General features: G+C 30.2%; 30 protein-coding genes. 23 read left to right on the plus strand and 7 right to left on the minus strand.

Annotation, left to right across the window (positions count from 1 at the left end):
* The first annotated feature begins 124 nt into the window (after window positions 1-124).
* From LACAL_RS14455 to LACAL_RS14550, 19 genes are all read left to right on the plus strand, one after another.
* On the plus strand, window positions 125-418 hold the full coding sequence (locus LACAL_RS14455; RefSeq protein ID WP_013871508.1) for a hypothetical protein: 294 nt from the start codon (window positions 125-127) through the stop codon (window positions 416-418).
* Window positions 419-428: 10 nt separating this feature from the next.
* Window positions 429-965: a DUF2199 domain-containing protein gene (locus LACAL_RS14460; RefSeq protein ID WP_013871509.1), complete on the plus strand. Its 537-nt coding sequence runs from the start codon at window positions 429-431 to the stop codon at window positions 963-965.
* Window positions 966-2,214: 1,249 nt separating this feature from the next.
* Entirely contained in the window at window positions 2,215-2,580 is a 366-nt protein-coding gene (locus tag LACAL_RS14465; protein ID WP_013869214.1) for a transposase, read from the plus strand.
* Between the two features lie 5 nt (window positions 2,581-2,585).
* Window positions 2,586-3,437 carry an IS3 family transposase gene (locus tag LACAL_RS14470; protein ID WP_013871510.1) on the plus strand — a complete coding sequence of 284 codons (852 nt, stop codon included), beginning with the start codon at window positions 2,586-2,588 and terminating at the stop codon, window positions 3,435-3,437.
* Window positions 3,438-4,059: 622 nt separating this feature from the next.
* Complete coding sequence (locus tag LACAL_RS14480; RefSeq protein WP_013871512.1) at window positions 4,060-4,491, plus strand: DUF3997 domain-containing protein; 432 nt, start codon at window positions 4,060-4,062, stop codon at window positions 4,489-4,491.
* A gap of 147 nt (window positions 4,492-4,638) precedes the next feature.
* Entirely contained in the window at window positions 4,639-5,478 is an 840-nt protein-coding gene (locus tag LACAL_RS14485) for a hypothetical protein (protein ID WP_013871513.1), read from the plus strand.
* Between the two features lie 147 nt (window positions 5,479-5,625).
* Window positions 5,626-6,330: a hypothetical protein gene (locus LACAL_RS14490; RefSeq protein WP_013871514.1), complete on the plus strand. Its 705-nt coding sequence runs from the start codon at window positions 5,626-5,628 to the stop codon at window positions 6,328-6,330.
* 279 nt (window positions 6,331-6,609) lie between these two features.
* Entirely contained in the window at window positions 6,610-7,311 is a 702-nt protein-coding gene (locus tag LACAL_RS14495) for a hypothetical protein (RefSeq protein ID WP_013871515.1), read from the plus strand.
* A gap of 158 nt (window positions 7,312-7,469) precedes the next feature.
* Complete coding sequence (locus LACAL_RS14500) at window positions 7,470-8,324, plus strand: hypothetical protein (protein ID WP_013871516.1); 855 nt, start codon at window positions 7,470-7,472, stop codon at window positions 8,322-8,324.
* 119 nt (window positions 8,325-8,443) lie between these two features.
* A complete protein-coding gene (locus LACAL_RS14505) occupies window positions 8,444-9,124 on the plus strand; it encodes a hypothetical protein (RefSeq protein ID WP_013871517.1) in 681 nt (226 codons plus the stop codon).
* A 148-nt stretch (window positions 9,125-9,272) separates the two neighbouring features.
* Window positions 9,273-10,004, plus strand: coding sequence for a hypothetical protein (locus LACAL_RS14510; RefSeq protein WP_013871518.1), 732 nt, complete (start codon window positions 9,273-9,275; stop codon window positions 10,002-10,004).
* Between the two features lie 321 nt (window positions 10,005-10,325).
* Entirely contained in the window at window positions 10,326-10,925 is a 600-nt protein-coding gene (locus tag LACAL_RS14515; RefSeq protein WP_148256148.1) for a hypothetical protein, read from the plus strand.
* 189 nt (window positions 10,926-11,114) lie between these two features.
* On the plus strand, window positions 11,115-11,480 hold the full coding sequence (locus tag LACAL_RS14520; RefSeq protein WP_013869214.1) for a transposase: 366 nt from the start codon (window positions 11,115-11,117) through the stop codon (window positions 11,478-11,480).
* Between the two features lie 5 nt (window positions 11,481-11,485).
* A complete protein-coding gene (locus LACAL_RS14525; RefSeq protein WP_013871510.1) occupies window positions 11,486-12,337 on the plus strand; it encodes an IS3 family transposase in 852 nt (283 codons plus the stop codon).
* An 86-nt stretch (window positions 12,338-12,423) separates the two neighbouring features.
* Window positions 12,424-12,930, plus strand: a complete 507-nt coding sequence (locus LACAL_RS14530) for a hypothetical protein (RefSeq protein ID WP_013871520.1) — start codon at window positions 12,424-12,426, stop codon at window positions 12,928-12,930.
* Window positions 12,931-13,111: 181 nt separating this feature from the next.
* On the plus strand, window positions 13,112-13,354 hold the full coding sequence (locus tag LACAL_RS14535) for a type II toxin-antitoxin system ParD family antitoxin (RefSeq protein WP_013871521.1): 243 nt from the start codon (window positions 13,112-13,114) through the stop codon (window positions 13,352-13,354).
* Window positions 13,351-13,653, plus strand: a complete 303-nt coding sequence (locus LACAL_RS14540; RefSeq protein WP_013871522.1) for a type II toxin-antitoxin system RelE/ParE family toxin — start codon at window positions 13,351-13,353, stop codon at window positions 13,651-13,653. Before LACAL_RS14535 ends, LACAL_RS14540 begins: the two co-directional genes overlap by 4 nt.
* Before the next feature lie 149 nt (window positions 13,654-13,802).
* Window positions 13,803-14,390: a hypothetical protein gene (locus tag LACAL_RS14545; RefSeq protein ID WP_013871523.1), complete on the plus strand. Its 588-nt coding sequence runs from the start codon at window positions 13,803-13,805 to the stop codon at window positions 14,388-14,390.
* Between the two features lie 158 nt (window positions 14,391-14,548).
* Window positions 14,549-15,022, plus strand: coding sequence for a DUF305 domain-containing protein (locus tag LACAL_RS14550; RefSeq protein WP_013871524.1), 474 nt, complete (start codon window positions 14,549-14,551; stop codon window positions 15,020-15,022).
* A gap of 93 nt (window positions 15,023-15,115) precedes the next feature.
* Here the strand turns inward: LACAL_RS14550 and LACAL_RS14555 are convergent, their stop codons facing one another.
* Window positions 15,116-16,327, minus strand: a complete 1,212-nt coding sequence (locus tag LACAL_RS14555; protein ID WP_013871525.1) for a peroxiredoxin — start codon at window positions 16,325-16,327, stop codon at window positions 15,116-15,118.
* Between the two features lie 151 nt (window positions 16,328-16,478).
* Window positions 16,479-16,811 carry a hypothetical protein gene (locus tag LACAL_RS14560; protein ID WP_013871526.1) on the minus strand — a complete coding sequence of 111 codons (333 nt, stop codon included), beginning with the start codon at window positions 16,809-16,811 and terminating at the stop codon, window positions 16,479-16,481.
* A gap of 189 nt (window positions 16,812-17,000) precedes the next feature.
* Here LACAL_RS14560 and pheT point away from each other — a divergent pair, with 189 nt between their 5' ends.
* Together pheT and LACAL_RS14570 are read left to right on the plus strand one after the other, a co-directional pair.
* Window positions 17,001-19,427 (plus strand): phenylalanine--tRNA ligase subunit beta, encoded by a 2,427-nt coding sequence (gene pheT / locus LACAL_RS14565; protein WP_013871527.1) that lies wholly within the window; start codon window positions 17,001-17,003, stop codon window positions 19,425-19,427.
* A gap of 20 nt (window positions 19,428-19,447) precedes the next feature.
* Complete coding sequence (locus LACAL_RS14570; RefSeq protein WP_013871528.1) at window positions 19,448-20,308, plus strand: phosphatase PAP2 family protein; 861 nt, start codon at window positions 19,448-19,450, stop codon at window positions 20,306-20,308.
* A 26-nt stretch (window positions 20,309-20,334) separates the two neighbouring features.
* On the opposite strand, the gene LACAL_RS14575 is transcribed toward LACAL_RS14570, so the two are convergent.
* On the minus strand, window positions 20,335-20,892 hold the full coding sequence (locus tag LACAL_RS14575; protein ID WP_013871529.1) for a fasciclin domain-containing protein: 558 nt from the start codon (window positions 20,890-20,892) through the stop codon (window positions 20,335-20,337).
* 164 nt (window positions 20,893-21,056) lie between these two features.
* On the opposite strand from LACAL_RS14575, the gene LACAL_RS14580 reads away from it, so the two are divergent.
* Window positions 21,057-21,290, plus strand: a complete 234-nt coding sequence (locus LACAL_RS14580; protein WP_013871530.1) for a putative signal transducing protein — start codon at window positions 21,057-21,059, stop codon at window positions 21,288-21,290.
* Between the two features lie 80 nt (window positions 21,291-21,370).
* Here the strand turns inward: LACAL_RS14580 and LACAL_RS14585 are convergent, their stop codons facing one another.
* Entirely contained in the window at window positions 21,371-22,990 is a 1,620-nt protein-coding gene (locus LACAL_RS14585) for an ABC-F family ATP-binding cassette domain-containing protein (RefSeq protein ID WP_013871531.1), read from the minus strand.
* A 225-nt stretch (window positions 22,991-23,215) separates the two neighbouring features.
* Here LACAL_RS14585 and LACAL_RS14590 point away from each other — a divergent pair, with 225 nt between their 5' ends.
* On the plus strand, window positions 23,216-24,640 hold the full coding sequence (locus tag LACAL_RS14590) for a redoxin domain-containing protein (protein WP_013871532.1): 1,425 nt from the start codon (window positions 23,216-23,218) through the stop codon (window positions 24,638-24,640).
* Between the two features lie 69 nt (window positions 24,641-24,709).
* Here the strand turns inward: LACAL_RS14590 and fsa are convergent, their stop codons facing one another.
* From fsa to LACAL_RS14605, 3 genes are all read right to left on the minus strand, one after another.
* On the minus strand, window positions 24,710-25,363 hold the full coding sequence (gene fsa, locus LACAL_RS14595; RefSeq protein ID WP_013871533.1) for a fructose-6-phosphate aldolase: 654 nt from the start codon (window positions 25,361-25,363) through the stop codon (window positions 24,710-24,712).
* Between the two features lie 188 nt (window positions 25,364-25,551).
* Window positions 25,552-25,890: a hypothetical protein gene (locus LACAL_RS14600; RefSeq protein ID WP_013871534.1), complete on the minus strand. Its 339-nt coding sequence runs from the start codon at window positions 25,888-25,890 to the stop codon at window positions 25,552-25,554.
* Window positions 25,891-26,691 carry an SDR family oxidoreductase gene (locus LACAL_RS14605; protein ID WP_013871535.1) on the minus strand — a complete coding sequence of 267 codons (801 nt, stop codon included), beginning with the start codon at window positions 26,689-26,691 and terminating at the stop codon, window positions 25,891-25,893.
* Between the last annotated feature and the right edge of the window lie 37 nt (window positions 26,692-26,728).

Here is a 26,728-nt window from a genome sequence, read left to right on the forward strand (position 1 = left end):
ATAATTGCTCAATTTTGGGCTTAATCAAAGGCAGTTGCAAGTTTACTACGTCTGATTTTCCTGCGGAAAATCCTCGCACGTAAACCCGCAACTATTCTTATACGAGACCGTTACCCAACATTTAATGAAACTAATAGAATTCTTACAAAATACAGAGAAAATTGACGAAGAATCTGTTCTTTACGTAAAAAGAATTGATGGTCAGTTTCTTCCCGAATCAGAAATTACAATCCTGAATTTAACTGAAGAAGAGTTAGAATGGAAAACTTATGAAGTAACCGAAAAAAAATGTCCTGGTTTTGAATATTTTATGGAATCTTTCCTAATTAAAGAATTTATGGAAGATATATCATCACAATATCCTACTATTGAAAAAAAATGTAACCGATTAATACATTACGTGGAATTTGATGCTTAAACAATATTAAATGTTCTGGAAAAGAAAGAAAAACAAAACAGGAGAATTTAAATGTTCTGAATGTGGAAAAGTCCATTCGGAATGGCCTGCTCTGACTTTTAAATCACCTGCGAATTACGACTTTCTGTCTGATAAAGAAAAAACAGAACTTGGGAAATTAGAGTCGGATTTTTGCGAAATTCATTATGAAGACCAAATTGACCGTTTTATAAGAGTTACGCTTTCTCAAAAAGTAAAAGACGCTTGTGAAACTCTGGAATATGGACTTTGGGTTTCATTAAGCGAAAAAAGTTATTTAGACTATAAAGAAAATTACAATAATCCGAATCACGAAACTGGATATTTTGGTTGGTTATGTAGCAACGTTCCTGAATATGGAGATACATCTTCAATTCCTTGTGATGTAATGACTAAAAGTGGAAATGACAGACCTGAAATTTTTCCTCACGAAGATTTTGACCATCCATTTGTTCGAGATTATTACGATGGAATTTTAAAAACAGAAGCAGAAAATAGAATAAACGAAATGATAAAAAACGTTGGGTAACACCGTGTATAATTCATTGCTAGTTATAGCCTACATACGAAAGTCCTCGCGGACTTTCTATCTGTGATTTATTTGCTAAATTAGTTGCTTAAACACGCAACGAAATCATACACAAACACGTTAGCTTTAATGCTAGAGCAAGTTTACGAAACTGAAAAAAAGCCTGTTTGTGTTCCGATTTTTTTTGAGTTTTAGGAAAGTAAAAAACGAAAAATAATGTTGCTGAATTTTTAAAAATACGTTGAATTCTCACTCAAACTCTGAATTGAATTGCGTCTGACTTTTTAGCTCGTTTACGGAATCGAAAACTGAATTGAAAAGCGGAATTTAGCAAGTTGCGGAATTGTTTACTCGAAATCTGAATTAAAAATATTGCGGAATTTGAGCAAGTTTGCGGAATGAAAACCGAGCTGAATAAAACATAAAATGCGGAAATAAAAAGCCGACTAAAAAAATAGTATATTAACGAAAAATTAAACGGACAAAAAAGCACTAAAAGCTAACAATGTATAAAAATAATTGCGGTTTAGTGCTTAAACAAAAGTCCTTGCGTGTTTGCTGCGTCTGATTTTCCTTCGGAAAATCCTCGCACACAAACCCGCAACTATTCTTATACGCCAACGTTATTGTTAATGCTGCGCTACGCTTGCATTAACAATAACCCGACGAGGGCTTCGCCCGAGTTATTGCTCACCGCAGTAGCTTCGCTACGCACTGAACAATAACTCTGGTTATAAGTTATTTTAAACTTACAGATATTTGCAATATCTTACAGTTCAAAACAACTCATAACCCTCGTCGGGTTGCCCACAATAGCGGAACGCACTCAAACGCAAGCAGTTCGGAACAAAAAATGGCTGAATATTGCGGAATAAAACATTGAATGAATTGCGCTGAATTCTCATTCATTCGGAATGAAAATCACAACGGATTTTTGAGCAAGTTTGCGGAATCTGAAACTCAAAACTGAATTGCGTGCGGAATTTAGCAAGTTGCGGAATTGCTCACTCAAACGGAATTGAAAAATATTGCGAAAAAAAACGCTGAACGAAAATACTCAAACGCAAAAAATCGGAAAACGAAATTTGATGAAATAATTAAACTCTGAAAAAAAAAATCTACTGTGGGCAACAATGTATAAAATTAATTGCTAAATTAGTGCTTAACAAACACGCAACTAATCTTATACTAACACGTTAGCATACATTTTGACCCGTCCTGAATAAAGGCTACATAATTTAACACAATTATGTACAAAAATGACAAAGTAATTAGACGGTATTCAGAACCTTTTAAATTAAAAATTTTAGCCGAACTTACAACCGGAAAACACACAAAAAGCGAACTTTGTAAACTCTACTCTATTGCACCTACAACTGTAAACGAGTGGATTAAAAAATACAATCGTAAAGACTTAATGAACACCAGAGTAAAAGTGGAAACTAAAGACGAAATATCTAGAATTAAAGCGCTACAAAAAGAGAATGAAAAACTTAAAAAGCTACTACTTAAAAAGGATCTCGATGCTATGGTAGAAGAATCTTACCTGGAAGTAGCTGCTGAAAAATTAGGATATAAAAATGTTCAGCAACTTAAAAAAAAACTCAATATCTAGCCTTTATTAAAACTAGAAATAGAGCTAAGGGATTTGCTTCTTTATCAACTATAGCTAGTTGTTTTGGACTTAAACGTGATGCGTATTACAAATACAAATCTAGAGCTGATAAACGTTTAAAAATAGAACAACAAATTATAGAAATTGTAAGTAAAAGACGTAAATCCCTTCCTAGAGAAGGCGTGCGTAAACTCGAAAAATCACTAAAAGACGATTTTATCAAAGCTAACTTAAAAGTTGGTAGAGATGCTTTGTTTAACGTGCTTAGAAAACACCAAATGCTGACTCTTAGAAAGAAAACTAGTGCCAAAACAACGAATTCTTATCATCGCTTTTACAAATATAATAACCTGATAAAAGATATCGAAATTACAAGGCCAAATCAAGTGTGGGTAAGTGATATAACATACATAAGAACTATTAAAGGTTTTTGTTATCTCGCTTTAATAACAGATATGCACTCTCGAAAAATTGTTGGCTATGATCTTAGCGATAGCTTAGAACTAAAAGGATGTGTAAGAGCGTTAAACAAAGCTATTTATCAAGCTAAAAACATTAATGGGCTTATTCATCATTCAGATAGAGGAATACAGTATTGTAGCAATCAATACACCCAAATACTTAAAAGTAAAAAGATAGATATTAGTATGACCGAAGAAAATCATTGTTATGAAAATGCCATGGCTGAACGCGTAAACGGCATACTTAAAGATGAATTCTATCTCGACCAAACCTTTGATAACGTGACTCACGCTAAAAGAGCTGCAAAAAATGCAATTAATTTATACAACGAAATAAGATTACATTTATCTTTAGACTATAAAACACCTAATATGGTATATAAATTATCAGCGTAAATTCAATTTTAAACTGTAGCCATATTTCAGGACTAGACATTTGAAATGACTCTTTCCGAAGTATATTTTTATATGATAATTATAATTTACCAACTCTTTAGTTTGGTAATAATAACATTTACGGAAGACCTAAAAGAGGATAAATATTATAAACGATATTTGAAAATCACATTCTTACTCGGATTTCTTGGAATTGTAATGGAATTGTTGAATTGGAATTACTTCTGTCGATTTAATTGCACTCTACTGACCTTCTCACCTTTTCTGACTTTATTAATCTCAAAAGGGGGTATTGAATTTTATAAAAAAGTATTCAAAAGAGAAGCTTTTCAAATGTACTATGGAAAATTGTCGGACGGAATTTGGATAAAGAACAACGGAGATTTAAAACACAAAGGATATTATAGTTTGTATACTGTGAATATTGCGAGTTTTCCGATTTTTATTATAACAGCAATATTTTTACTGATAGAAAAAAACGTATGCTAACATTGTATATAAAAAATTGCTATTTTGTGCTTAACCAATGTGAGTTGCTTTGTTTGCTTGCATCTGATTTTCCTTCGGAAAATCCTCGCACACAAACACGCAACATTTCATATACGTAACCGTTGTACCACATATGACCAAAACATTGCGAATTACAAAAATCATATTGACTTTAATCGGAATCTTGACTTTAAATTCCTGTTGGAATAATCCAGGCGAATCTGAATTAATAATCGGAAATTACTTTGTGGAATGGAACGATTTAGTCGCTAATAGAGCATTAGTAGAAAAAACCGAAAAAGATTCGCCATATTCAAGTGGAATTATTTCTAATTATGTTTTCGCGGTTGGAAATAACTCTGATTTTATAATCGCTAAACAACATCCATATTTGAATGACTTAACCATCACTAAATATTTCATAATTGACTTAAAGAAAAGAGAAAAAACAAATGAAGATGGAATTTATGGACCAATGGACAAACAACAATTTGACAAAAAGTCAAAGGGCTTAAATATATCAGAATTGGATTTTGACCAAGTGTATAATGAAAACCCTAATTGAAAAAATACGTGGTACAACAATGTATAACCGCAATTACGGCGGATTCGACTACGTCCGAATCCACTCGGAATTGCTAAAGCCTGTGATAAGCCGAAAAACATTAACTTTAATCCCGTAACTTCGGTTATACCTACCGTTGTGAGCCATATGAGAAAAACATTCGTCATACTAATTTTACTTTCTTTTTTATTTTCTTGTGCAGAGAAAAAAAAGAAACATAATGAAGAAAAATCAATTTCTGAATTACAGGACGAATATGAAAAATTTGACCCAATCGCTTATGTTTCAAATCCTGCGAAAACTGACACACTTTGTATTTCTGAAATCAACAAAGCAAAGTCTGATATAGAAAACGAAGGAATTGTTTTTACTCAAGCTGTTGGCTTTTTATTCGGTCATAATCGATATGAAAAAGAACTTGAAAAACTGTGCGAAGAAAAAGGACTGAAATATGATATTGACTTAATTGGTTGTGTAGTATTTGAAGGGCAAACTCAAGGTTGTTACGGAGCATATATGGACAAAGTATTATCGGAAAAATACGGTTCTGACTTTAAAAAAAATATGCATAGAAAAGCAGACAGTATTTTTTTGGAAAATGCAATTAAAAATAAAATCGCAATCGAATATTGGGATTGTGATGAAAGACCAAGATTACCAAATGAAAAAGAAAGAACTTCAGATTACATTCCTTATTTAAGTGTTTACAATATTGATATTAAAGAAAATAAAAAAGAAAATGGTGGTTGGCCTTTTTTCGATGTTGGTTTTATTGTAGAAAAAGATAGTACTATTTCTGATTTCCATATCAGAAATTATGTTGCTGAATTAGAATCCAACGAAAAATATAAAACTCAACTTTTCGAATTAGCGAAAGAACATTTAAAAGAAAAATATCCTTTATGGATTCCAGGCACTATTAACGGAGTTCAAGTTAGAACTGATAATAATGTGAGAATCTTTTTAAAAAAAGTAATAAGACAATAAATACGGCTCACAACAACGTGTATAATTCATTGCTAGTACAAGCTTACTTACGAAAATCCTCGCGGATTTTCTATTTGGTTTGTGTTTGCTAAATTAGTTGCTGTAATACGCAACGAAATCATACACAAACACGTAGGTGTCATTTAAATGAAACATTTTGCAAACATCATAATACTACTTCTAATTTTAACTTCTTGCCAAAATAAAGAGAAGAATAACGGAATTGCTAAAACTGAACAAAAAGAACAAATCAGCAAACCATATTCGAATTTAATTCTCTATGACAATTTTGACAATGAATTAATTTTGGACACGATTTCAAACAGAAGAGAAGCTCAGTTTTCACCTGTTTATATTGGAAAAATAAAAGACTCAATTAAATTAAAATACAAAACTTCTAAAATTGGACATAGATTAGAAGATATTGATTGGGGAAAATATAGAAGTCCCAAAATAGCTGACCTGAATGTATTCATTGACACTACCAAAACAATTGGATTCCCAATGTGGATTTGGGAATATTATAAAGCGCCTGAACATCGAGTAAATAAAGAATCCTATCCAATTTTTATTAAAAACCAAAGTTCTGACACTTTAAGCATTGGATTTGGAGATGTTTTACCAATAGTTACAGAAGTTCAAGATTCAATTGGAAATTGGAAGCAAATTGAAAGACCTTTTAATTATGGTTGTGGAACTGGATTGACTGAATTTTATCTTCCACCAAATCAGATTGCGATTTCTGCTTTAAGACAAAATTACGGGAAAAAGAAAACAAAATTTAGAGTTAAATTTCGACTTGGAGAAAATGAAATTTACTCGAATGAAATAAACGGAAAAATTAATAATTGAATAAAAAAACAACACCTAACAACGTATAAAAATAATTGCGGTTTAGTACTTAAACAAAGGTCGTTGCGCGTTTGTAACGTCTGATTTTCCTTCGGAAAATCCTCGCATACAAACCCGCAACTATTCTTATACATAAACGTTATTGTTAATGCTGCGCTACGCTTGCATTAACAATAACCCGACGAGGGCTTCGCCCGAGTTATTTTAAACTTACAGATATTTGCAATATCTTACAGTTCAAAACAACTCATAACCCTCGTCGGGTTAGCAAACATATAAATGAACATCTACAAAATTATATTCCTAATCTTATTTTTACTACTATCGACAATTAATTTTGCGCAAAATACGGCGGAATCTGATTGTGAAAACGGATTTAAAAAAATCGAAACTGAACTGAAATCTCAAAAAACTGTTTCTTATAAGATTATTTATTCCCAAAAATTATACACCGAAGAAAGTTTCGAATATAGTGAAGGAATAATAGTATTAAATGACTTAAATGACCAAATTGAACAGAAAGAAATTATTGAAACAATTGCTCGAATTGGTGTTGAAAATAAGTTGACTAAAATTATCGCATTTAGAAATTGTAATTCAATTGGACTTTACTTAAAAAAAACTGAACTGTCAACTGAACAAAGTAATTTATTGAGTAACGACTTAATTGCGGAAATGAATATTGATTTACAAAAATCCTTATCGAAAAAAGAAAGAAAAAAACAAAAAAGGAAACGTGACTTTATTGAATCAGTTTCGAAAGAATCTTGTGAGAAACTGACTGAATTAGGAACTGACAAATTAACTATGGAAAGTTTTAATCAGATAGTTTCCGGTACATCCGCAAAATACGCCGAAAAAACAATGAAAGTTTATGAAATGTCGTTTGAGAAAAGTGTAGATAAATTTTTAAAAGATTTAATGAATCATTTAATGTCTGATTGTCGAGTTGTAAAAGATTTTGCAAGGAATCAAGAATAAAAATACGTTTGCTAACACCGTATATAATTTATTGCTAGTTTTAGCCTACTTACGAAAATCCTCGCGGATTTTCTATTCGGTTATTATTTGCTAAATTAGGTGCTTAAACCACGCAACAAACCATATACAACAACGGTAGCCAATATAAGAAAACGCCTATGGGAACTTGGGGAACAGGAATTTCTTCAAACGACATTTACGAAGACATTAATTATGAATTCTTTGAATTATACAATCAAGGAATGGAAGTTCCTGCAATTACTGAAAAGTTAATTAAGGAGAATATGGAATTGATTGATTCTCACGAAGACCAAAATAATTTCTGGATAACTATTGCAAAATCTCAATGGGAATGTAAATCACTTGACCCAAAAGTTCTTAATCGGATTAAAGTCATTGTCGAGTCAGGAAAGGATATCGAATTGTGGAAAGAACTTGACTCTTCACAATCTGACTTGACTAAAAGGAAAAAAGTTTTAGACGGTTTTTTAAAGAAAATATCAACCGAGAAAAAGACATCTCGAAAACGAAAAGTAAAAAAATCACGAAATGCGATTTTCGAAAAAGGAGATTGTTTGGTTTTTAAATTAAGTGATGGAGATTATTGTGGAGTTTTCGTGTTGGAATCTGAAAAAGAAACGGAATTCGGACTGAATTTAATTGTTGTAACTGACATTAAACAATCGGAAAAACCAACTGAAGATGATTTTGAGAATGCAAAACTATTATTTAGACTTGAACAACAAATAAACAAAGAGTTTAAACCAAAAGAACAGGTTAGTTGGTATTATGCTCAACATTTCAAAAAATCGGAAACGGAATTTGAAAAGATTGGAAAATTAAAAGTTAGTAAAGATTATTATTCAAATAAAGACCATCAAAGTTTTTCGAATTGGGATAATCTGAAATTATTTCAAGATGAATTCTATTCTGACTTTGAAAATAATAAGTGTAAGAACAAAGTTAAATTGAGTAGTTTAAGAAAAAAATACTGGCTACAACACCGTATATAATTTATTGCTGGTTCTAGCCTACTTACGAAAATCCTCGCGGATTTTCTATTCAGTTTTTATTTGCTAGATTTAGTGCTTAAACCACGCAACAAACCATATACAAACACGTTGGCAAACATTTGATAAAAAAACTGATTAACATATTTATTTTGGTTGTTCTTTTTAGTTGCGAACACAAAACAAACAAAGAATATTTTAATGATTCTAATGTGTTTCACTATAAAATAAGAAATGGAATTAACGAACCTGTTCTAAAAGATATAATTGAATATTTTTCAAATGAGAATGATGTTGAATTAATTAAGAAAAATGACACAATACAAGTTCATGGAGTTCACCATACTGATAAAGATAGATTTGGATACTTTGGAGCTTGGGTTAGTACTAAAGAGTATTTTAGCAAGGAAATTCAGTGTGAACAAAAAATTATTTTCAATCAATTTGAATTCCAATATTCTTTCTGTTATAAAGATGTAATTGAATATTTTGACGAACAGATAAAAAAAAGCCAGAAAGATGTGAAATATCTTGTTTACGCTAAACGTAAAGAAAAATTATTAAAATATAATCAAGAAACTGATAGAAGCCTATCTAAAAACAGTGATGATTATATTATATCTGACTTAATAATGAATATTCCATTTTCCATTTATGACAAACACAAAAAGAAAGAAATTCCTTATGTTAGTTCCACTAATTTTCAAACTGGATTATTAGGCTCGATTGGATATGAGCACTTTTTCTTTGATGAAAAGAAAGATACTATAGCTTCGATGTCATTAGTTTATATAATGCATTAAAAAACGATTTGCCAACAATGTATAAAAATAATGCTTAATTTAGTGTTTAATCAAAAGTCCGTGCTCTTTTATACACTCTGATTTTCCTATCGGAAAATCGCCGCGAATAAAATCGCACTATTCTTATACAAAACCGTTACCTACAATTATGAAAAACATCATATTAACAATTTTCTTAACATTAAGTTCAGTCGTATTTGGACAGAATTTACAAGGAAATTATTCTGGATATTGGGCTTCTACAAATTGGAGTTACATTTTTGATGGAAATGGAAATTTTGAATATGTTACAGCAGGACATTTCGGATTTACAAATACAAAAGGAAAATACGAAATTAAAGAAGATACAGTTTATTTGAATGCAAAGAAAACTGGAAAAGGAACTTTGGATGTTAAAAGAAGAATGCTAATTGATAAAGATTCCTGCATAATTGACTTGCGAATGAGATATGATTATTGCAAGTCAAGAAAAAGTGAATTTCTAAATTCAAATAAACGGAACTTCAAATTTCCTCAAACAAAAACTGACAACCCAAAAATTATATCAGATTTAAAAACTGTTTTAGTTTCTGCATTTACTAATCCAAAAGTGATTGATTATTTGCATTTTAATGAAATGCCTGAAAGGAAACTAATATTTAAACCATATTTTGAATTGAATAAATCTAATTTCCCTAAACTCAAAATTGGAGATAAAACAGTAGAATTTAAACATACTGATTTGCTAAAGTTTTATATTGAGTTTATTGAAATAAATCAAAGCAAAGACTATATAGAACTTGATTTTGAAATAAAAGACGAAGGAGTTTCTTTTACAATGGTTTTTGACTTAATAAATGGCGAATGGAAGTTAGATTACGAAAGACATCACGAAAAATAACTGTAGGTAACACCGTATAAAATTAATTGCTGGTTTTAGCCAGTTTACGAAAGTCCTCGCAGACTTTCTATCTGTGATTTATTTGCTAACTTTAGTGCTTAAAAAACGCAACTAATCTTATACAACAACGTTATTGTTAATGCTGCGCTACGCTTGCATTAACAATAACCCGACGAGGGCTTCGCCCGAGTTATTGCTCACCGCAGTAGCTTCGCTACGCACTGAACAATAACTCTGGTTATAAGTTATTTTAAACTTACAGATATTTGCAATATCTTACAGTTCAAAACAACTCATAACCCTCGTCGGGTTAGCACACATTTGAGAAAAGCATTATACATATCGACTATTTTATTGATTTTAAGTTGTGAAAACGAAACGACTGAAATTCAATACTATCCATCTACACCTGATTTCTCTACCGAAAGAGCTGTATTATTTGGATTGGATACTACTGATTTAAATTTTCGTCAAATCACAAATAAAGTAGCAAGCTATTATGGAAAATGGGAATATCTAACAATTGAATTTAATGATGGTCGAATTAAAAAACGAATTACGCCATTCGTTTATGATGGAGGATTAATAAAATATCGGAATGTACTTCCAATAACATCTGACTCGATTTTAAAAGAAAAAGGTTTTCCAATATCCGAATTGAAACAAATTCTTAAAAAACACTATCTGAATAAAGATGAGAATTTCCGATATGCAAAATCACCTAATAAAGCATTAGTCGAAGTTACAATAGATACAAGTAAAACTGGAAAAGAACTTGAAAAGGTATTAGTGAATTTGACAAGAGTTTTTGATGAAATAAAGGAAGAAGTTAATGATTCCATTGAATTAAAGGTTTTCTTTGACTATTTCAGGCAAATTCCGCCACCACCAATGCCGAAAATGCAATCTAAAAATGAATGAAAAACGTGTGCTAACACCGTGTATAATTAATTGCTTCATTGAGCGTACTTGCGAATATTCCTTCGGAATATTCACAGGTTCGTAAAAGTTTGCTAACTTAGTTGCTAAACCACGCAACTAACCATACACTAGAACGTTGCCAAACATATTGACCCGTCCTGAATAAAGGCTACATAATTTAACACAATTATGTACAAAAATGACAAAGTAATTAGACGGTATTCAGAACCTTTTAAATTAAAAATTTTAGCCGAACTTACAACCGGAAAACACACAAAAAGCGAACTTTGTAAACTCTACTCTATTGCACCTACAACTGTAAACGAGTGGATTAAAAAATACAATCGTAAAGACTTAATGAACACCAGAGTAAAAGTGGAAACTAAAGACGAAATATCTAGAATTAAAGCGCTACAAAAAGAGAATGAAAAACTTAAAAAGCTACTACTTAAAAAGGATCTCGATGCTATGGTAGAAGAATCTTACCTGGAAGTAGCTGCTGAAAAATTAGGATATAAAAATGTTCAGCAACTTAAAAAAAAACTCAATATCTAGCCTTTATTAAAACTAGAAATAGAGCTAAGGGATTTGCTTCTTTATCAACTATAGCTAGTTGTTTTGGACTTAAACGTGATGCGTATTACAAATACAAATCTAGAGCTGATAAACGTTTAAAAATAGAACAACAAATTATAGAAATTGTAAGTAAAAGACGTAAATCCCTTCCTAGAGAAGGCGTGCGTAAACTCGAAAAATCACTAAAAGACGATTTTATCAAAGCTAACTTAAAAGTTGGTAGAGATGCTTTGTTTAACGTGCTTAGAAAACACCAAATGCTGACTCTTAGAAAGAAAACTAGTGCCAAAACAACGAATTCTTATCATCGCTTTTACAAATATAATAACCTGATAAAAGATATCGAAATTACAAGGCCAAATCAAGTGTGGGTAAGTGATATAACATACATAAGAACTATTAAAGGTTTTTGTTATCTCGCTTTAATAACAGATATGCACTCTCGAAAAATTGTTGGCTATGATCTTAGCGATAGCTTAGAACTAAAAGGATGTGTAAGAGCGTTAAACAAAGCTATTTATCAAGCTAAAAACATTAATGGGCTTATTCATCATTCAGATAGAGGAATACAGTATTGTAGCAATCAATACACCCAAATACTTAAAAGTAAAAAGATAGATATTAGTATGACCGAAGAAAATCATTGTTATGAAAATGCCATGGCTGAACGCGTAAACGGCATACTTAAAGATGAATTCTATCTCGACCAAACCTTTGATAACGTGACTCACGCTAAAAGAGCTGCAAAAAATGCAATTAATTTATACAACGAAATAAGATTACATTTATCTTTAGACTATAAAACACCTAATATGGTATATAAATTATCAGCGTAAATTCAATTTTAAACTGTAGCCATATTTCAGGACTAGACATTAAAAACGAAACGTAAACGAGAATCAAAACTGAAAGAAAAACTAAATTGGAAATAGAGAAAAATAGAATTATTTACAATGATATTAAAGGATTCCTTGACAAACATTTCCCTGAAAATTATAATGAATCAAAAGAATATGAAGACTGTTTTCATATTACTGTTTACTCACAAGAAAAAGAAGATTCATCAGTTTGGTTTGAATTTGACATTGGAAACTCTGAATTAATAGTTGGATATGGAATTAGTCATATCCATTACGGAAAACAATACGGAATAAAAATATCAGAAGGACTAAATCGACTTTTAGATTTTTTTACTACAAAAATGAAAAGGACTGATTATTATAAAGACAAAGTGAATTTTAAAAATGTTTATGAAATAAAAAGAGAAAATGGAACTTATGAAAATTTAGGGACAAGTTCTATGTTGTTTCTCTATCCTTTTTGGAAAAAAACTACTAAAAAAGTGACTGAACATTCTGAATTAATAAAAGATGAAAATATTAAAACTGAGCTTGAAAAAATAAGAGAACGAATAAATAACGTATGCTAACACCGTATAAAATTAATTGCTAGTTCTAGCTTACTTACGAAAGTCCTCGCGGACTTTCTATCTGTGATTTATTTGCTAACTTTAGTGCTTAAAACACGCAACGAAATCATACACAAAACCGTTGTGTGCAATTTGGCCATGTTACCAATATTTGGTACATTTGAGTAAAATTGTAGTCAAAATGGGAAAAAACACATCAATATCACTCGGAAATCATTTTGAGGATTTTATCAGAGAAGAAGTAAATTCTGGTAGATATGGTTCGGTTAGCGAAGTAATTCGTTCAGCATTACGCTTGTTAGAGCGCGAAGAAAAAAAGGAAAGAGAACTGATTAAAGCTCTCGAAGTTGGAGAAAATAGTGGATTTGTTGAAAATTTTGACCCAAAACAACATCTGGAAGAATTACATCGTAAACACTTATGAGTAAAAACAAATATCGCATAAGCCAACAAGCGATTGAAGATTTAAATAAAATTTGGATTTATACTTTTCACAAATGGTCTAAAGAACAAGCAGACAGATATTACGATTTAATAATAGCGGAAATTGAATTTATTGCAGAGAACTATCTGATTGGAAAATCAGCTGAACAAACTCGAAAAAATTATCGAGTAACGAAAATCAAATCACATCTGATTTTTTATAGAAAAGTTGAAAATGATATTGTAGAAATCGTTAGAATTTTACATCAGAGAATGGATATTAAAAAACGACTGAAATAAAAAAACTACACACTTAAGGCGTGTAATAATAATGCGTAGTTTAGTGCTTAATCCAGGATTAGTGCATTTTTGCTACGTCTGAATTTCCTTCAGAAATTCCTCGCACACAAAACCGCTACTATTCTTATACATAATCCGTTGCCAGTAATATGAGAAAAACTCTGCTAATATTAATAATTCTGTTTTCATTTAAACTTTATTCACAAGAAATAGTAAAGTTTTCAGATGCTGAATTTGAATTTTGTCTGACAAAAAAATGTGAAGAAACCAACTGTGAAATAACTAAAATTGAGGTTCTGAAAAATGGAATCTTAATGCAAACTATAAAACCAAGCAAAAACTATTTCAGTCAAACTTTTCCAAACGACCAACTTTTTGCAATTGAGGATATGAATTTTGATGGGAAAGCGGATTTTAGGCTAATGGAATTTCTTCCTGCTGGACCGAATGTTCCTTTTCTATTTTGGATTTATAATCCAACAAATGAACTCTTTGAAAAAAATACAGAATACGGAGAAATAACTTCACCTGAATTCGATTGCGAAAAAAAACAAATTAATTCGACTTGGCGAAATGGCTGTTGCGAACACGGACGAGATGTTTATGAATTGACAAACGGAATTCCAAAATTGACCGAACGATTTGTTATTGGACACAATTCAGAAGACAAAGAATATTACGAATATTGGAAAGATGAAAACGGAGAATTAAAACTGATTGAAAAGAAAGTGGAATAAAATACTACTGGGAACAACGTGTAAAATTTATTACTAGTTCTCGCCTACTTACACAAATCCTCGCGGATTTTCTATTCTATTTTTATTTGCTAAATTATTTACATACCTTATTAGTAATTGAATAAAAGGTAAAAACTATAATTTAAAACATAAATACAATGGAAAATAACAATAAAAAGAAATATAGTAAATTTTTAATAATGATTGCTATTTCAATGATAGCAATGTTTTTATTAATGTATACACACTCATATCAAATAATCGATCATTTTTGGTTTAGTGAAACGCGATTATTTATGACGCTTATTATGGGTGGCTCTATGGTAATTATCATGCTATTATTTATGCTTAATATGTATAAAAGTAAAAAAAACAATATAGCATTATTAGCCTTAGGCATAGTAATGATATTTGGTGGTATTAGTCTTGTAAGAAGCCAAATAACAGTTACAGGCACTGACTATATGGAAGGTATGATTCCGCATCACTCTATAGCTATTTTAACAAGCAAGAGAGCAGATATTAAAGATCCCAGAGTTAGAAAACTTGCAGACCAAATTATAAAAACTCAGCGTAAAGAAATAATGGAAATGGAATGGCTAATTAAGGATATTAAAAAAACGGTGTTTTAAAAACAGACGCTAATCAAAATGAAAGAGCTGTTCCAGATTTTAAAGGTGAATTAGATAAAGAAACTAAAAATATTGAAATTAAATAGTTTTTAATTATTCTTCCAGTAATTTATTAACAAACTCATTAAATTCGGTTTTAAACTCTACAAACTTTTCACCAGTTGCCGGACCATTAAAACCTGTGTGTATTTTGCGTACTTTACCTTGCTTATCTACAAACACTGTAGTTGGGTAACTTAGTACATGGTTTAACATTGGTAACTTTTTTTGTGCTTCTTGCTTACTTGTGCTTCCTGTTTGTGCCAATAATATTGGGTAAGTAATACTTATTCTTTCTTGTAAACGCTTAATACCTGCAAAGGCTTTAGCTTCAGTTTTTGCATACTCGAAAGCTAAGGCTACAATTTCTAAACCTTTATCTTTATTTTGCTTGTAAAATTCTGTATAATATTTGCTTTCATCTAAACAATTAGGACACCAAGTTCCCATAATTTGTACTAAAACTACTTTGTTTTTAAAACGTTCATCATTTAAAGACACCATGTTGCCATTAGCATCTGGAAATGTAAATGCTAAGCTATCGTAACCTTCATTTAAATAGGTTAAATTATTAGCATTTGGTAAATTGTAATTTTCGTTTCTTTTTGCTGTAAAAGGTTCTTTCCAGTGGTTTCCAGAGAAAAATGTACCGTTTATGGTAGAATCTGTTACTTTACCTGTAAATAAAAACGCATGCGCACCATCGAAAGTAGATAGTTTTAAATCGTTACCTGTAATAATTCCTTCTAAAAAGCGATAATCTCCAGTTTCGGTTAAAAAAGTACCTGTTACTATATTACCTTCTTGTTTAAAAACACCTTTTGCTATATAACTATCGGCTTCTGTATTTGGACTAAAAACAGTTTCCCAATTTCCAGCAATATTAGCTTCAGCTTTTGTATTAACATTAAATCTTGATTTGCTTTTTTTTGCTGTAAATGGCACTACTCTATTTTTGCCTTCAACTATAAAGTTTCCTTTTAGTCTTTCATCTTCAATTTTAGCCGCTAAAAGTGCTTCAAAAACAGGCATTTTTATAAATACAGAATCGTTGCGGTATTCTATTTCATCAACTTCTATTTCTTCTTCTGCATTAAAAACAGTTAAATTATTTGCGTCTTTTACTTTAAAAGTAAATGGTAGTATATCTGTCTCACTTACTTTTAATTCGGCTCTATAATCTCCAGATAATAAAACTGGCTGAGTTGATTTTTCTTCACAAGAAAATATAAAAAATAAAGTTAAAAGTAATAGTGTATATCGCATGATTAAGGTCTTTAATTATTATTCGAAGTAACAACAAAATCCTAACAAATAAAAGCTACTTTATTTTAGCATAAAATTCTGTTTTAAAATGCAAATATAAAAAAAGCACCACTTTCATGATGCTTCAATATTTTTTTATAGATTAATTTTACTATTCATCTACGCGTTTGCCAATAATTTTTTGGCTACCGTCATCATCATCTTCTAAATCTTCTTCTTCAATAATTTCAACTTCTTTTTTGTTGGTTCCTTCACCATTAACTCTGTTGGGCTGCGATTCTATTTTAGCATCAACTGGTTTCTCTTTAATGGTTTTAACTTCAACCTCTTTTTTAATCTCCATTTCCATGGCATCATCGGCATCCATTTCAATTTCTGTTTCTACTTTTTCAACTTTCTTTTTATCTTCCTGAGCTACAACAAACTGTGTTCCTGCAAATAGTAAACCTATTACAAACAACAATATTATTTTATTTTTTTTCATGACTAATGTGTTTTTAAATTAGTTGTTAATATTTAATTAATTTACGATTTATTTAACGGTTTAGACGTTTTCTCTATATTATTTAACAGTGTTATGCAATTTATACTATAATTTATAGCATAAAAGCCTTTTCTAAAATTTAAAGTACACTTAAGTATTACTATATTTGCGGTTTCTAATTATGTTAAAATGAAGATTTCTTACAACTGGATTAAACAGTTTTTAAAAATAGATTGGCCTACAGAACAAACAAGTGAATTACTTACAGATTTAGGTCTTGAAGTTGAAGGCTTAGATACTTACCAAAGTGTTAAAGGCGGACTTGAAGGCGTTATTGTTGGTGAGGTTTTAACTTGCGAACAACATAGTAATGCAGATAAGTTAAAAGTTACTACTGTTAATATTGGTACTGGCGATACTTTACAAATTGTTTGTGGTGCACCTAATGTTGCTGCCGGACAAAAAGTTCCTGTGGCTACTATTGGCACTACACTTTATACTCCAGAAGGAGAAGCTTGGACTATTAAAAAAGGTAAAATTAGAGGAGAAGAAAGTCATGGTATGATTTGTGCCGAAGACGAATTAGGCTTAGGAAAATCTCATGATGGTATTATGGTTTTACCAGAAGACACGGTTGTTGGTACACCATGTGCAGATCTTTTTAAAATTGAAAACGATCATGTTTTTGAAATTGGTTTAACACCAAACCGCGCAGATGCTATGAGTCATTTTGGTGTTGCCAGAGATTTAAAAGCAGGATTACAACACAAGGATATTAATATTGAATTAATAACACCATCTGTAAGTTCTTTTTACGTAGATAGTAGAACTTTAAAAATAGATGTTGAAGTCGCTAATAAAGAATTAGCACCACGTTATTGCGGTGTAACTATTTCGGGTGTAAAAGTAGCAGAGTCTCCAGATTGGATTAAACACCGTTTAAAAGCAATAGGTTTATCTCCAATAAACAATATTGTAGATATTACTAATTATGTATTACACGAATTAGGGCAGCCACTTCATGCTTTTGATGCTAATAAAATTTCTGGAAACAAAATTGAAGTTAAAACATTAGAAAAAGGTACTAAATTTACAACCTTAGATGGTGTTGAGCGTGAATTACACGAAGATGATTTAATGATTTGTGATACAGAAAAACCATTATGTATTGCTGGCGTTTTTGGAGGTATAGACTCTGGTGTTACAGACGGTACTACAAATATATTTTTAGAGAGTGCATATTTTAATCCTGTAAGTGTTAGAAAAACAGCAAAACGCCATGCTTTAAATACCGATGCATCTTTTAGATTTGAACGTGGTATAGATCCAAACATAACAGAATATGCATTAAAACGTGCTGCTTTATTAATACAAGATATTGCAGGTGGAGAAATTACAAGTGACGCATCTGATGCTTACCCAAATAAAATTGAAGACTTCCAGGTACATTTAACTTTCGATAAGGTTACAAAACTTATTGGACAGGAAATACCAAAAGAAACAATAAAAAGTATTTTATCTTCACTAGAAATTAAAGTTAATAATGTGACTGAAACTGGTTTAGGTTTAACAATTCCAGCTTATAGAAACGATGTTCAACGAGAAGCAGATGTTATAGAAGAAATTTTACGTGTGTACGGTTATAACAACATTATAACTACAACAAAATTAAACGCATCTATCTCTAATGCTTCTAAATTTGAAGACTATAAATTACAAAATGTTGTTGGCAACCAGTTAGTATCTCAAGGTTTTTACGAGATTATGGCTAACTCTTTAACCAATCCAAACTATATTGAGTTAAGTGAACAATTAAAAGAAGAGCATAATATTACTATGCTAAATCCATTAAGTAAAGATTTATCTGTTTTAAGACAATCACTACTATTTTCTGGATTAGAAGCTGTTTCACATAATATAAACCGAAGACAAAACAATATTAAGTTTTTTGAATTTGGAAAAACTTATCACAATTATAATGGCACAAGAGAAGAACCTAAGCATTTAACATTACTAATCACAGGAAATAAAACCGAAGAAAATTGGTCTACTCCAAGTGAGAAAAGTACATTTTTTCACCTAAAAGGTAATGTAGATGCTATTTTAAGTCGCTTAGGTATTTCTAGATATCGTGCAACAAGTGTTAAAAGCGATTTATTTTCTGAAGGCATACAGTACAGTCAAGGTAAAACAGTATTAGTAGATTTTGGAATTGTAAAATCTAAAATCAATAAGCATTTTGATATTTCTCAGGAAGTATTATTCGCTAATTTTAATTGGGATAATATAATTGAAGTTGCAAAACGTAACAAAATAAAATTTACACCAATACCTAAGTATCCAGAGGTTCGTCGTGATTTTGCTTTACTTTTAGATAACAATGTCACTTTTGATGATATAAATACTATTGCCAGACAAACTGAAAAAAAATTACTAAAAAATGTAAATTTATTCGATGTTTATCAAGGTAAAAACTTACCAAACGGTAAAAAAAGTTACGCCGTAAGCTTTACCTTTCTTGACGAGAATAAAACTTTAACAGATAAAGTAATAGACAAAATAATGAATAAATTACAATCTAACTTTGAAAACAAACTTAGTGCTGAGTTAAGATAGATTATTTAAAATTTCCTAACATGACTAATTATTACAAGAGCATAATATGTGTTTTTATTTTATTAATAACAATAAAAACAAATGCTCAATCTAAAGATTTAAATGTTAAAGATAAAGACACAACATCTATAGGTAAATTATTTATTGAAGATGGTAAAAATGCTGTTTTAAGTGCAAAACATGCTTTTTTAAGACCGTTAAGCTGGGATAAAAAAGATTTTACAACTCTAGGCACTGTAGCTGTTAGCGCATTTGCATTAGCAACAGTAGACGATGAAACTAGTGCATATTTTACTAGACAAAAACCACCTAAAATTTTTCAAGAAGTTGGAACACGTTTTGGTAGTCCGCAAGTTTATTTTATAGCTAATGCAGGACTATATGGTTTTGGTCTTTTTACAAAAAACGAAAAAATTAGAAAAACTAGTGTATTAATTATATCATCGTCATTTACAACTGGGGTTATACAAAGCTTAAGTAAAACTGTTTTTGGTAGAGCAAGACCTGGAAACGGTCTTAAAAGTAATGAGTTTCATTTATGGTCTAACGAGCCTGCACACCACTCTTTTCCATCTGGACACACTGTATTGTCCATTACAATGGCACACTCTATAGCAAAACAATTTAATAACACTTGGTCTAAAGTAGGTGTTTATACTCTTGGTTCTATTGCTCCTATTTCTAGGTTATTTGCTGGTGCACACTGGTTAACAGATGTTGGAATTGGTGCTGTTTTAAGTATTGTAGTTGTAGATAGTATTGATAAATTTCTTTACAACTCTAACGCGTATGATTATGGCGACAATTATAAAAAGAAAAACAGAATCTCTTGGAACGTTAGCTTTACGGGAAATCAAATAGGACTTATAGGTACTTTTTAAGTAAAGTTTATAAATACACGCTTGTTTTAATCTGTTAATATTACAGTATCTACAACATGAATAAAACCTTTATCCAATTTCGAAGAATACTCGATTAAACACAATTCGCTTTTTTCAACTTTAACAGTAAGAATACCTTCTTTTATATTAAAAATTATTTTTTTATTCTCTAAAGTTTCAAAATCTATTTTTTTATTAGATTTAAGTATAGATTGTAAAATTAAGTCCTTTGATGCGTGTTTTGGTATTATATGATTTTTAATAATAGATTTAAGTTTACTAGTATTCTCCTCAAGAAACAATGAATCTAGCTTAGACTTTCCTAATTTTTCAAAAGCAGCATCTGTAGGCGCCAATAATGTATATATATCTTCTTTAGTAAATAGTGACTGTATTTCCGTATGCTCTAAAACCCTTAGCAAAGTATAATGTTCTCCAGTATTTTTTAAATAACCTTCTATAGATCCTGAAGTTTTTTGTACTAATACTTTACAATTTGAATTACTAAAATTCACTCTACTATTGTAAAATGTTAAACAGATTACAAAAACTGAAACAACAAATGGTAGTATTATCCTTATCATAATATAAAAATTTAAATGACTTAGGGTTAATATATATAACGTAATTAATTGATTTTAGGATGTTTAATTACAAAAATTTAACATTTAACAGACTTTAACGCTAAGTAAATAACTTATCAGTCTAAAAATTTTGTAACTTATATTAGATTTTAAAACAAAATATTATGGATTCAAACTATGTAAAAATATATACAGGAAATACGATTGTTGTTCAACTTATGAAACAAAGACTAGAAGATGTAGGTATTAATCCTGTTATTAAAGACGAAACAGAATCTGGACGTTTAGCTGGTTTTGGTACTAGCTTACCAGGACAACCCGAAGTTTATGTGCACGAAAGTGAATTAGGAAAAGCTGTACAAATTGTAGAAACCGTAAGAAATGAAATGGAAGCTTAATTAGAGTATAAACTATTAAAACAAAAGCCTCAAAATAAAATTTTGAGGCTTTTGTTTTATTTAATAATTGTAGTGGTATGCTATTTTTTATACATTTTTTCACGTAACTCTTTTACGTTAGCATCCTGCATATACTCATCAAAAGTAGTATATCTATCTATAACACCATTTGGAGTAAGCTCTACTACCCTATTAGCTACAGTTTGTGCAAACTCATGGTCATGAGTTGTAAACAATACTGTGCCTTTAAAGTTTTTTAGCGAATTGTTAAAAGCTGTAATACTTTCTAAATCTAGGTGATTTGTTGGTTCGTCTAATTGTAAAACATTTGCTCTTGTCATCATCATTCTAGATAACATACAACGCACTTTTTCTCCTCCAGATAATACAGAAGATTTTTTAAACGCTTCTTCTCCACTAAAAATCATTTTACCTAAAAAGCCACGAATATTTACTTCCTCACGCTCTTCTTCGGTTTGAGCCCACTGGCGCAACCAATCTATTAAAGTTAAATCGTTGTCAAAAAAATCACTATTATCTAATGGCAAATAAGATTGTGTAGTTGTCACTCCCCAAGCAAATTTACCAGAATCGGCTTTAGCATTTCCATTTATTATTTCGTAAAATGCAGTAGTTGCTCTTGAGTCTCTCGAGAAAACAACAACTTTATCACCTTTAGCAAGATTTAAATCTATGTCTTTAAATAATATTTCGCCATCTAAAGATGCAGATAGTCCTTCAATATTCAAAATTTGATCTCCTGCTTCTCTATCACGTTCAAAAATAATTGCTGGATAACGACGGCTGGTACGTTTAATATCTTCAATATTAAGTTTATCAATCATCTTTTTTCTACTTGTTGCCTGTTTACTTTTGGCTACATTGGCAGAAAAACGACGAATAAATTCTTCAAGTTCCTTTTTCTTCTCTTCGGCTTTCTTATTTTGTTGTGCATGCTGTCTTGCTGCTAGTTGTGAAGATTCATACCAAAATGTATAATTTCCAGAGAAGTGATTAATTTTTCCAAAGTCAATATCACTAATATGCGTACAAACAGCATCTAAAAAGTGTCTATCGTGAGATACTACAATTACACAATTATCGTAATTTGCTAAAAAGTTTTCCAACCAAGCGATTGTTTCATAATCTAAATCGTTGGTAGGCTCATCCATAATAAGTACATCTGGATTTCCAAATAATGCCTGTGCTAATAATACACGTACTTTTTGTTTACCATCTAGATCTCCCATTACGGTATAATGCAGGTCTTCTTTTATACCTAAATTTGAAAGCATAGCTGCCGCATCACTATCTGCATTCCACCCATTCATTTCTTCAAATTGCACTTGAAGTTCTCCTATTTTTTCAGCATTTTCATCTGTATAATCTGCGTATAACGCATCTATTTCTGTTTTAAGCTTATATAATGGCTTATTACCTTGTAAAACGGTATCTAAAACAGTGTCTTCATCGTGCTTATTGTGATCTTGAGTTAGAACAGACATACGTTTTCCAGGTTCTAAATGCACATGGCCAGATGTAGGTTCCTGTTGACCAGAAATAATTTTTAAAAATGTTGATTTCCCGGCACCATTTGCACCAATAATACCATAACAATTTCCGTTATTAAAAACTGTACTTACCTCGTCGAAAAGAACGCGCTTTCCAAATTGTACTGAAAGATTTGAAACTGATAACATGTCTTACTATTTATTAATTTAACCTTATGCAAAGTGCTATAAAGTTTAAGGCTGCAAAAGTAATTAATATCTTTGGTTTCATAAAACAATTGACTTATTAGTATCTAAAATTTACTATTATTGTGAGTTTAACGAAAGTTTGCATCAATTTAACAACGCATTAACACCATTGCAATAATTCAAAACATACTTTTGTTTGATTCGCAATTTTTGGAAAATTTTTAAATGAAAATAAAATTACTCTACATATTATGCTGCTTTACAACAGTTTTCACCTCTTGTAAAAATGATAAGGATACCAATGGTACTTCGGCTTTTTTTGGTGGCAAAATTGTAAACCCTTATTCTAACTACATTGTACTTTCTAAATCCCGAAAAGTTTTAGATACAATTAAACTAGATGAGAAAAACCGTTTTGCTTATAAAATTGACAAAGCCGAGCCTGGTTTATATACTTTTTATGATGGTAAAGAATTACAAACAGTACTTATACAACCTAATGACAGCTTACTTTTAAGGCTAAATACTTACGATTTTGATGAGTCTTTAGTTTACTCTGGAATTGGTGCAAAAGAAAATAATTTTTTAATGGAATTATTTTTACTTAATGAAGAAGATGAAAAAAACACCTTAGCATTAAGCCAGCTTATGCCAGAAGCTTTTGAACAAAGATTAAATGCTTTACGAGATGATAAATTAAAAAAGCTTGCTAAGTTTAAATCTAAATATGAAACCTCTACTTTGTTTGATAAATTAGTTCAAGGCAATATAAATTATAAATATTATTCTTCTAAAGAAGTATATCCAATTGCAAATTATAGCAAGACCGAAAAACACATGCTTGAAATTTTACCAGAAGATTTTTATAGCTACAGAAGTGACATTAATTATAATGATGATGTTTTAAAAGATTATCCTGCATACAGTTCCTTTTTAGGTTTTCACTTTAATACTTTAGCATTACAAGAGCATTTTAAGGAAAGTGATGATAGTATTTATAATGAATTATCTCTAGACTATAATTTGAAGAAGCTTAAAATTATAGACGAAAAAGTTAAAAATAAGTCTATAAAAAACAGATTATTATATGCTGCAACTATGCGTTTTATTAATAATTCTCATAAAACTGAAGAATATTGCAGTATTTTAAATTCGTTTATAGAAAAAAGCTCTAATAAAAAGCAAATTACAAGAGCACAAAATGTTGTAAGATCTTATCAACGCTTAAAACCTGGTAATAAAATACCTAATATTACGCTTTTAAATACTAATAATAAAGAACTTGGTTTAAGTAGTATAATTACAAAACCTACAGTTATTTATTTTTGGACTAAAACAAATAAAAATCATATTACTACGTCTCACAAGCGTATTAAAGAGTTAAATGCAAAATATCCAGAGGTTGAATATATTGCTATAAATATAGATTCTATTTCTTATGCTAACCAAAAGAAAGTTTTAAATCATTTTGATTTAAGAGTGCATAATGAATATAGGCTTAAATCACCTTCTCATGCCGTAGATTCTTTATCTATTAAACCTATAAACAATGTTTTTATAGTTAATAAGAAAAGTGAGATTGTAAATCCTAAAGCAAATATATTTACAATACAGTTTGAACAAGAATTACTTGAAGTAATAAATCATTAATTATTAGATTAAATATAAAGAAAAAGCCTCAACATGCAGTTGAGGCTTTTTTTATAAATGAAAAGAAAATTAATTTCCTTTTTTATAATCTTCTAAAAATTTAGCTAAACCAATATCTGTTAATGGATGCTTTAGTAAACCTTCAATAGAACTTAATGGACCAGTCATGACATCTGCACCTAATTTAGCACAATCAATAACATGCATTGTGTGACGTACAGATGCTGCAAGAATTTGAGTTTCAAAAGCATAATTATCATAAATATGTCTAATTTCTGCAATAAGATTTAAACCATCTGTAGAGATATCATCTAAACGACCAATAAAAGGAGATACATACGTTGCTCCTGCTTTTGCTGCTAATAAAGCTTGACCTGGAGAAAACACTAAAGTTACGTTAGTTTTAATTCCTTTATCACTAAAGTATTTACATGCTTTAATGCCATCTTTAATCATTGGTAATTTAATTACAATTTGCTCATGTAATTCTGCTAAAGCTTCTCCTTCTCTAACCATACCTTCAAAATCTGTAGAGATAACTTCTGCACTTACATCACCAGACACTAAGTTACAAATGTCGACATAATGTTTTAAAATATTATCTGTACCAGTAATACCTTCTTTAGCCATTAATGATGGGTTTGTAGTTACTCCATCTAAAATTCCTAAATCTTCGGCTTCTTTAATTTGAGCAAGATTTGCTGTGTCTATAAAAAATTTCATATTAAATATTTAGTTGTGTTTGTAATAATGGTACGAAGTTACAACTTCTTACTATTTCTAAATAGAAAATAATATGAAATGATATTAACAAAGATATTAATCTAAAATGTGAAGCGTTTTAGTACATTCTAAATTGGTTTGGTAATAATCCATTTTAAAATTATCATGATCCCAACCTAAGCTCCAATCTATAGCATAAAAAAAAATAATGTAAAAAACAGCGAGTAGCAAACAGTTAAAAAAGCAAGAATGTTTTTTGCCAATACAAATTTACCTTTTGTAATTTTAGATATAATAAAAAGAAGCAAATAAAAGAATATAGACCATATTATAATGTTACCAAAAAGACCTTTTAAATAAAGTATTCCAGACATTGAAAATATCCAAGTAGTATCTGTACTTTGAACAAACGGAAAGCCTAAAAAACTAGGCCATTTTTCATCTGTTACACAAGTATATTTAAAATATATAATATCACTAGATATCATTCCTAAAGAAAGGATAATAGATAGTAATATTTTTTTCATTTATAACTTATAATGGTTAATTAGCATCTTTTCGTAAACACTATCTGGAAGAATAAATTTTAAAACAATAGAAAACTTCTGCATAAATGCGCCAACCTTGTAATGTATTTTAGGTTTTTTGGTTTCAATCACCTTTAAAACTTGTTTTGCTACAGCAATAGGATCGCTACTATTATCTACATGTTCATCTATATCATTTAAAACACTACCATACTTTTTATATGGCGATGTATCTTTTAATGGCGCGTGATAACGTCCTGCAGCAATATTAGTTGCAAAATCTCCAGGCGCAATATTTGCCATATTAATATTAAAGTCTTTTAATTCTATTCTAAATGCTTCGGTTAAAAGCTCTAAAGCACCTTTACTAGCACTATAAATCCCTCTGTAAGGCAAGCCCATAAAGCCAGCAATTGATGTTATATTAATTATTAGTCCGCTATTATGTTTTCTCATTTCTGGTAAAACAGCTTTTATTACATTAATAGGACCAAAAAAATTTGTATCAAAATTGTGTTGTATTTCTTCTGCTGGAATTTCTTCAATTGGACCTGTAATACCAACACCTGCATTATTAATTAACACATCTATTTTTCCTTCAGCTAAAACCACTTGAGCTACAGCTTTTTTTATTGAGTCTACATTTTTAACATCTAAAGCAATAATTTTAAAAGGATGATTTACATACTTTTCTGCACTTCGGCTTGTACCATAAACAGTATAACTATTTTGAGTTAAATACTCACCAATAGATTTTCCTATTCCTGAAGATCCTCCTGTTATTAAAACGACTTTAGACATATATAATTTAGTGTTTAAATATTATGAGTTTTATATT

Origin of the sequence: Lacinutrix sp. 5H-3-7-4, from assembly GCF_000211855.2 — a bacterium.
In the GTDB taxonomy this organism is placed as follows: Bacteria; Bacteroidota; Bacteroidia; order Flavobacteriales; family Flavobacteriaceae; genus Lacinutrix.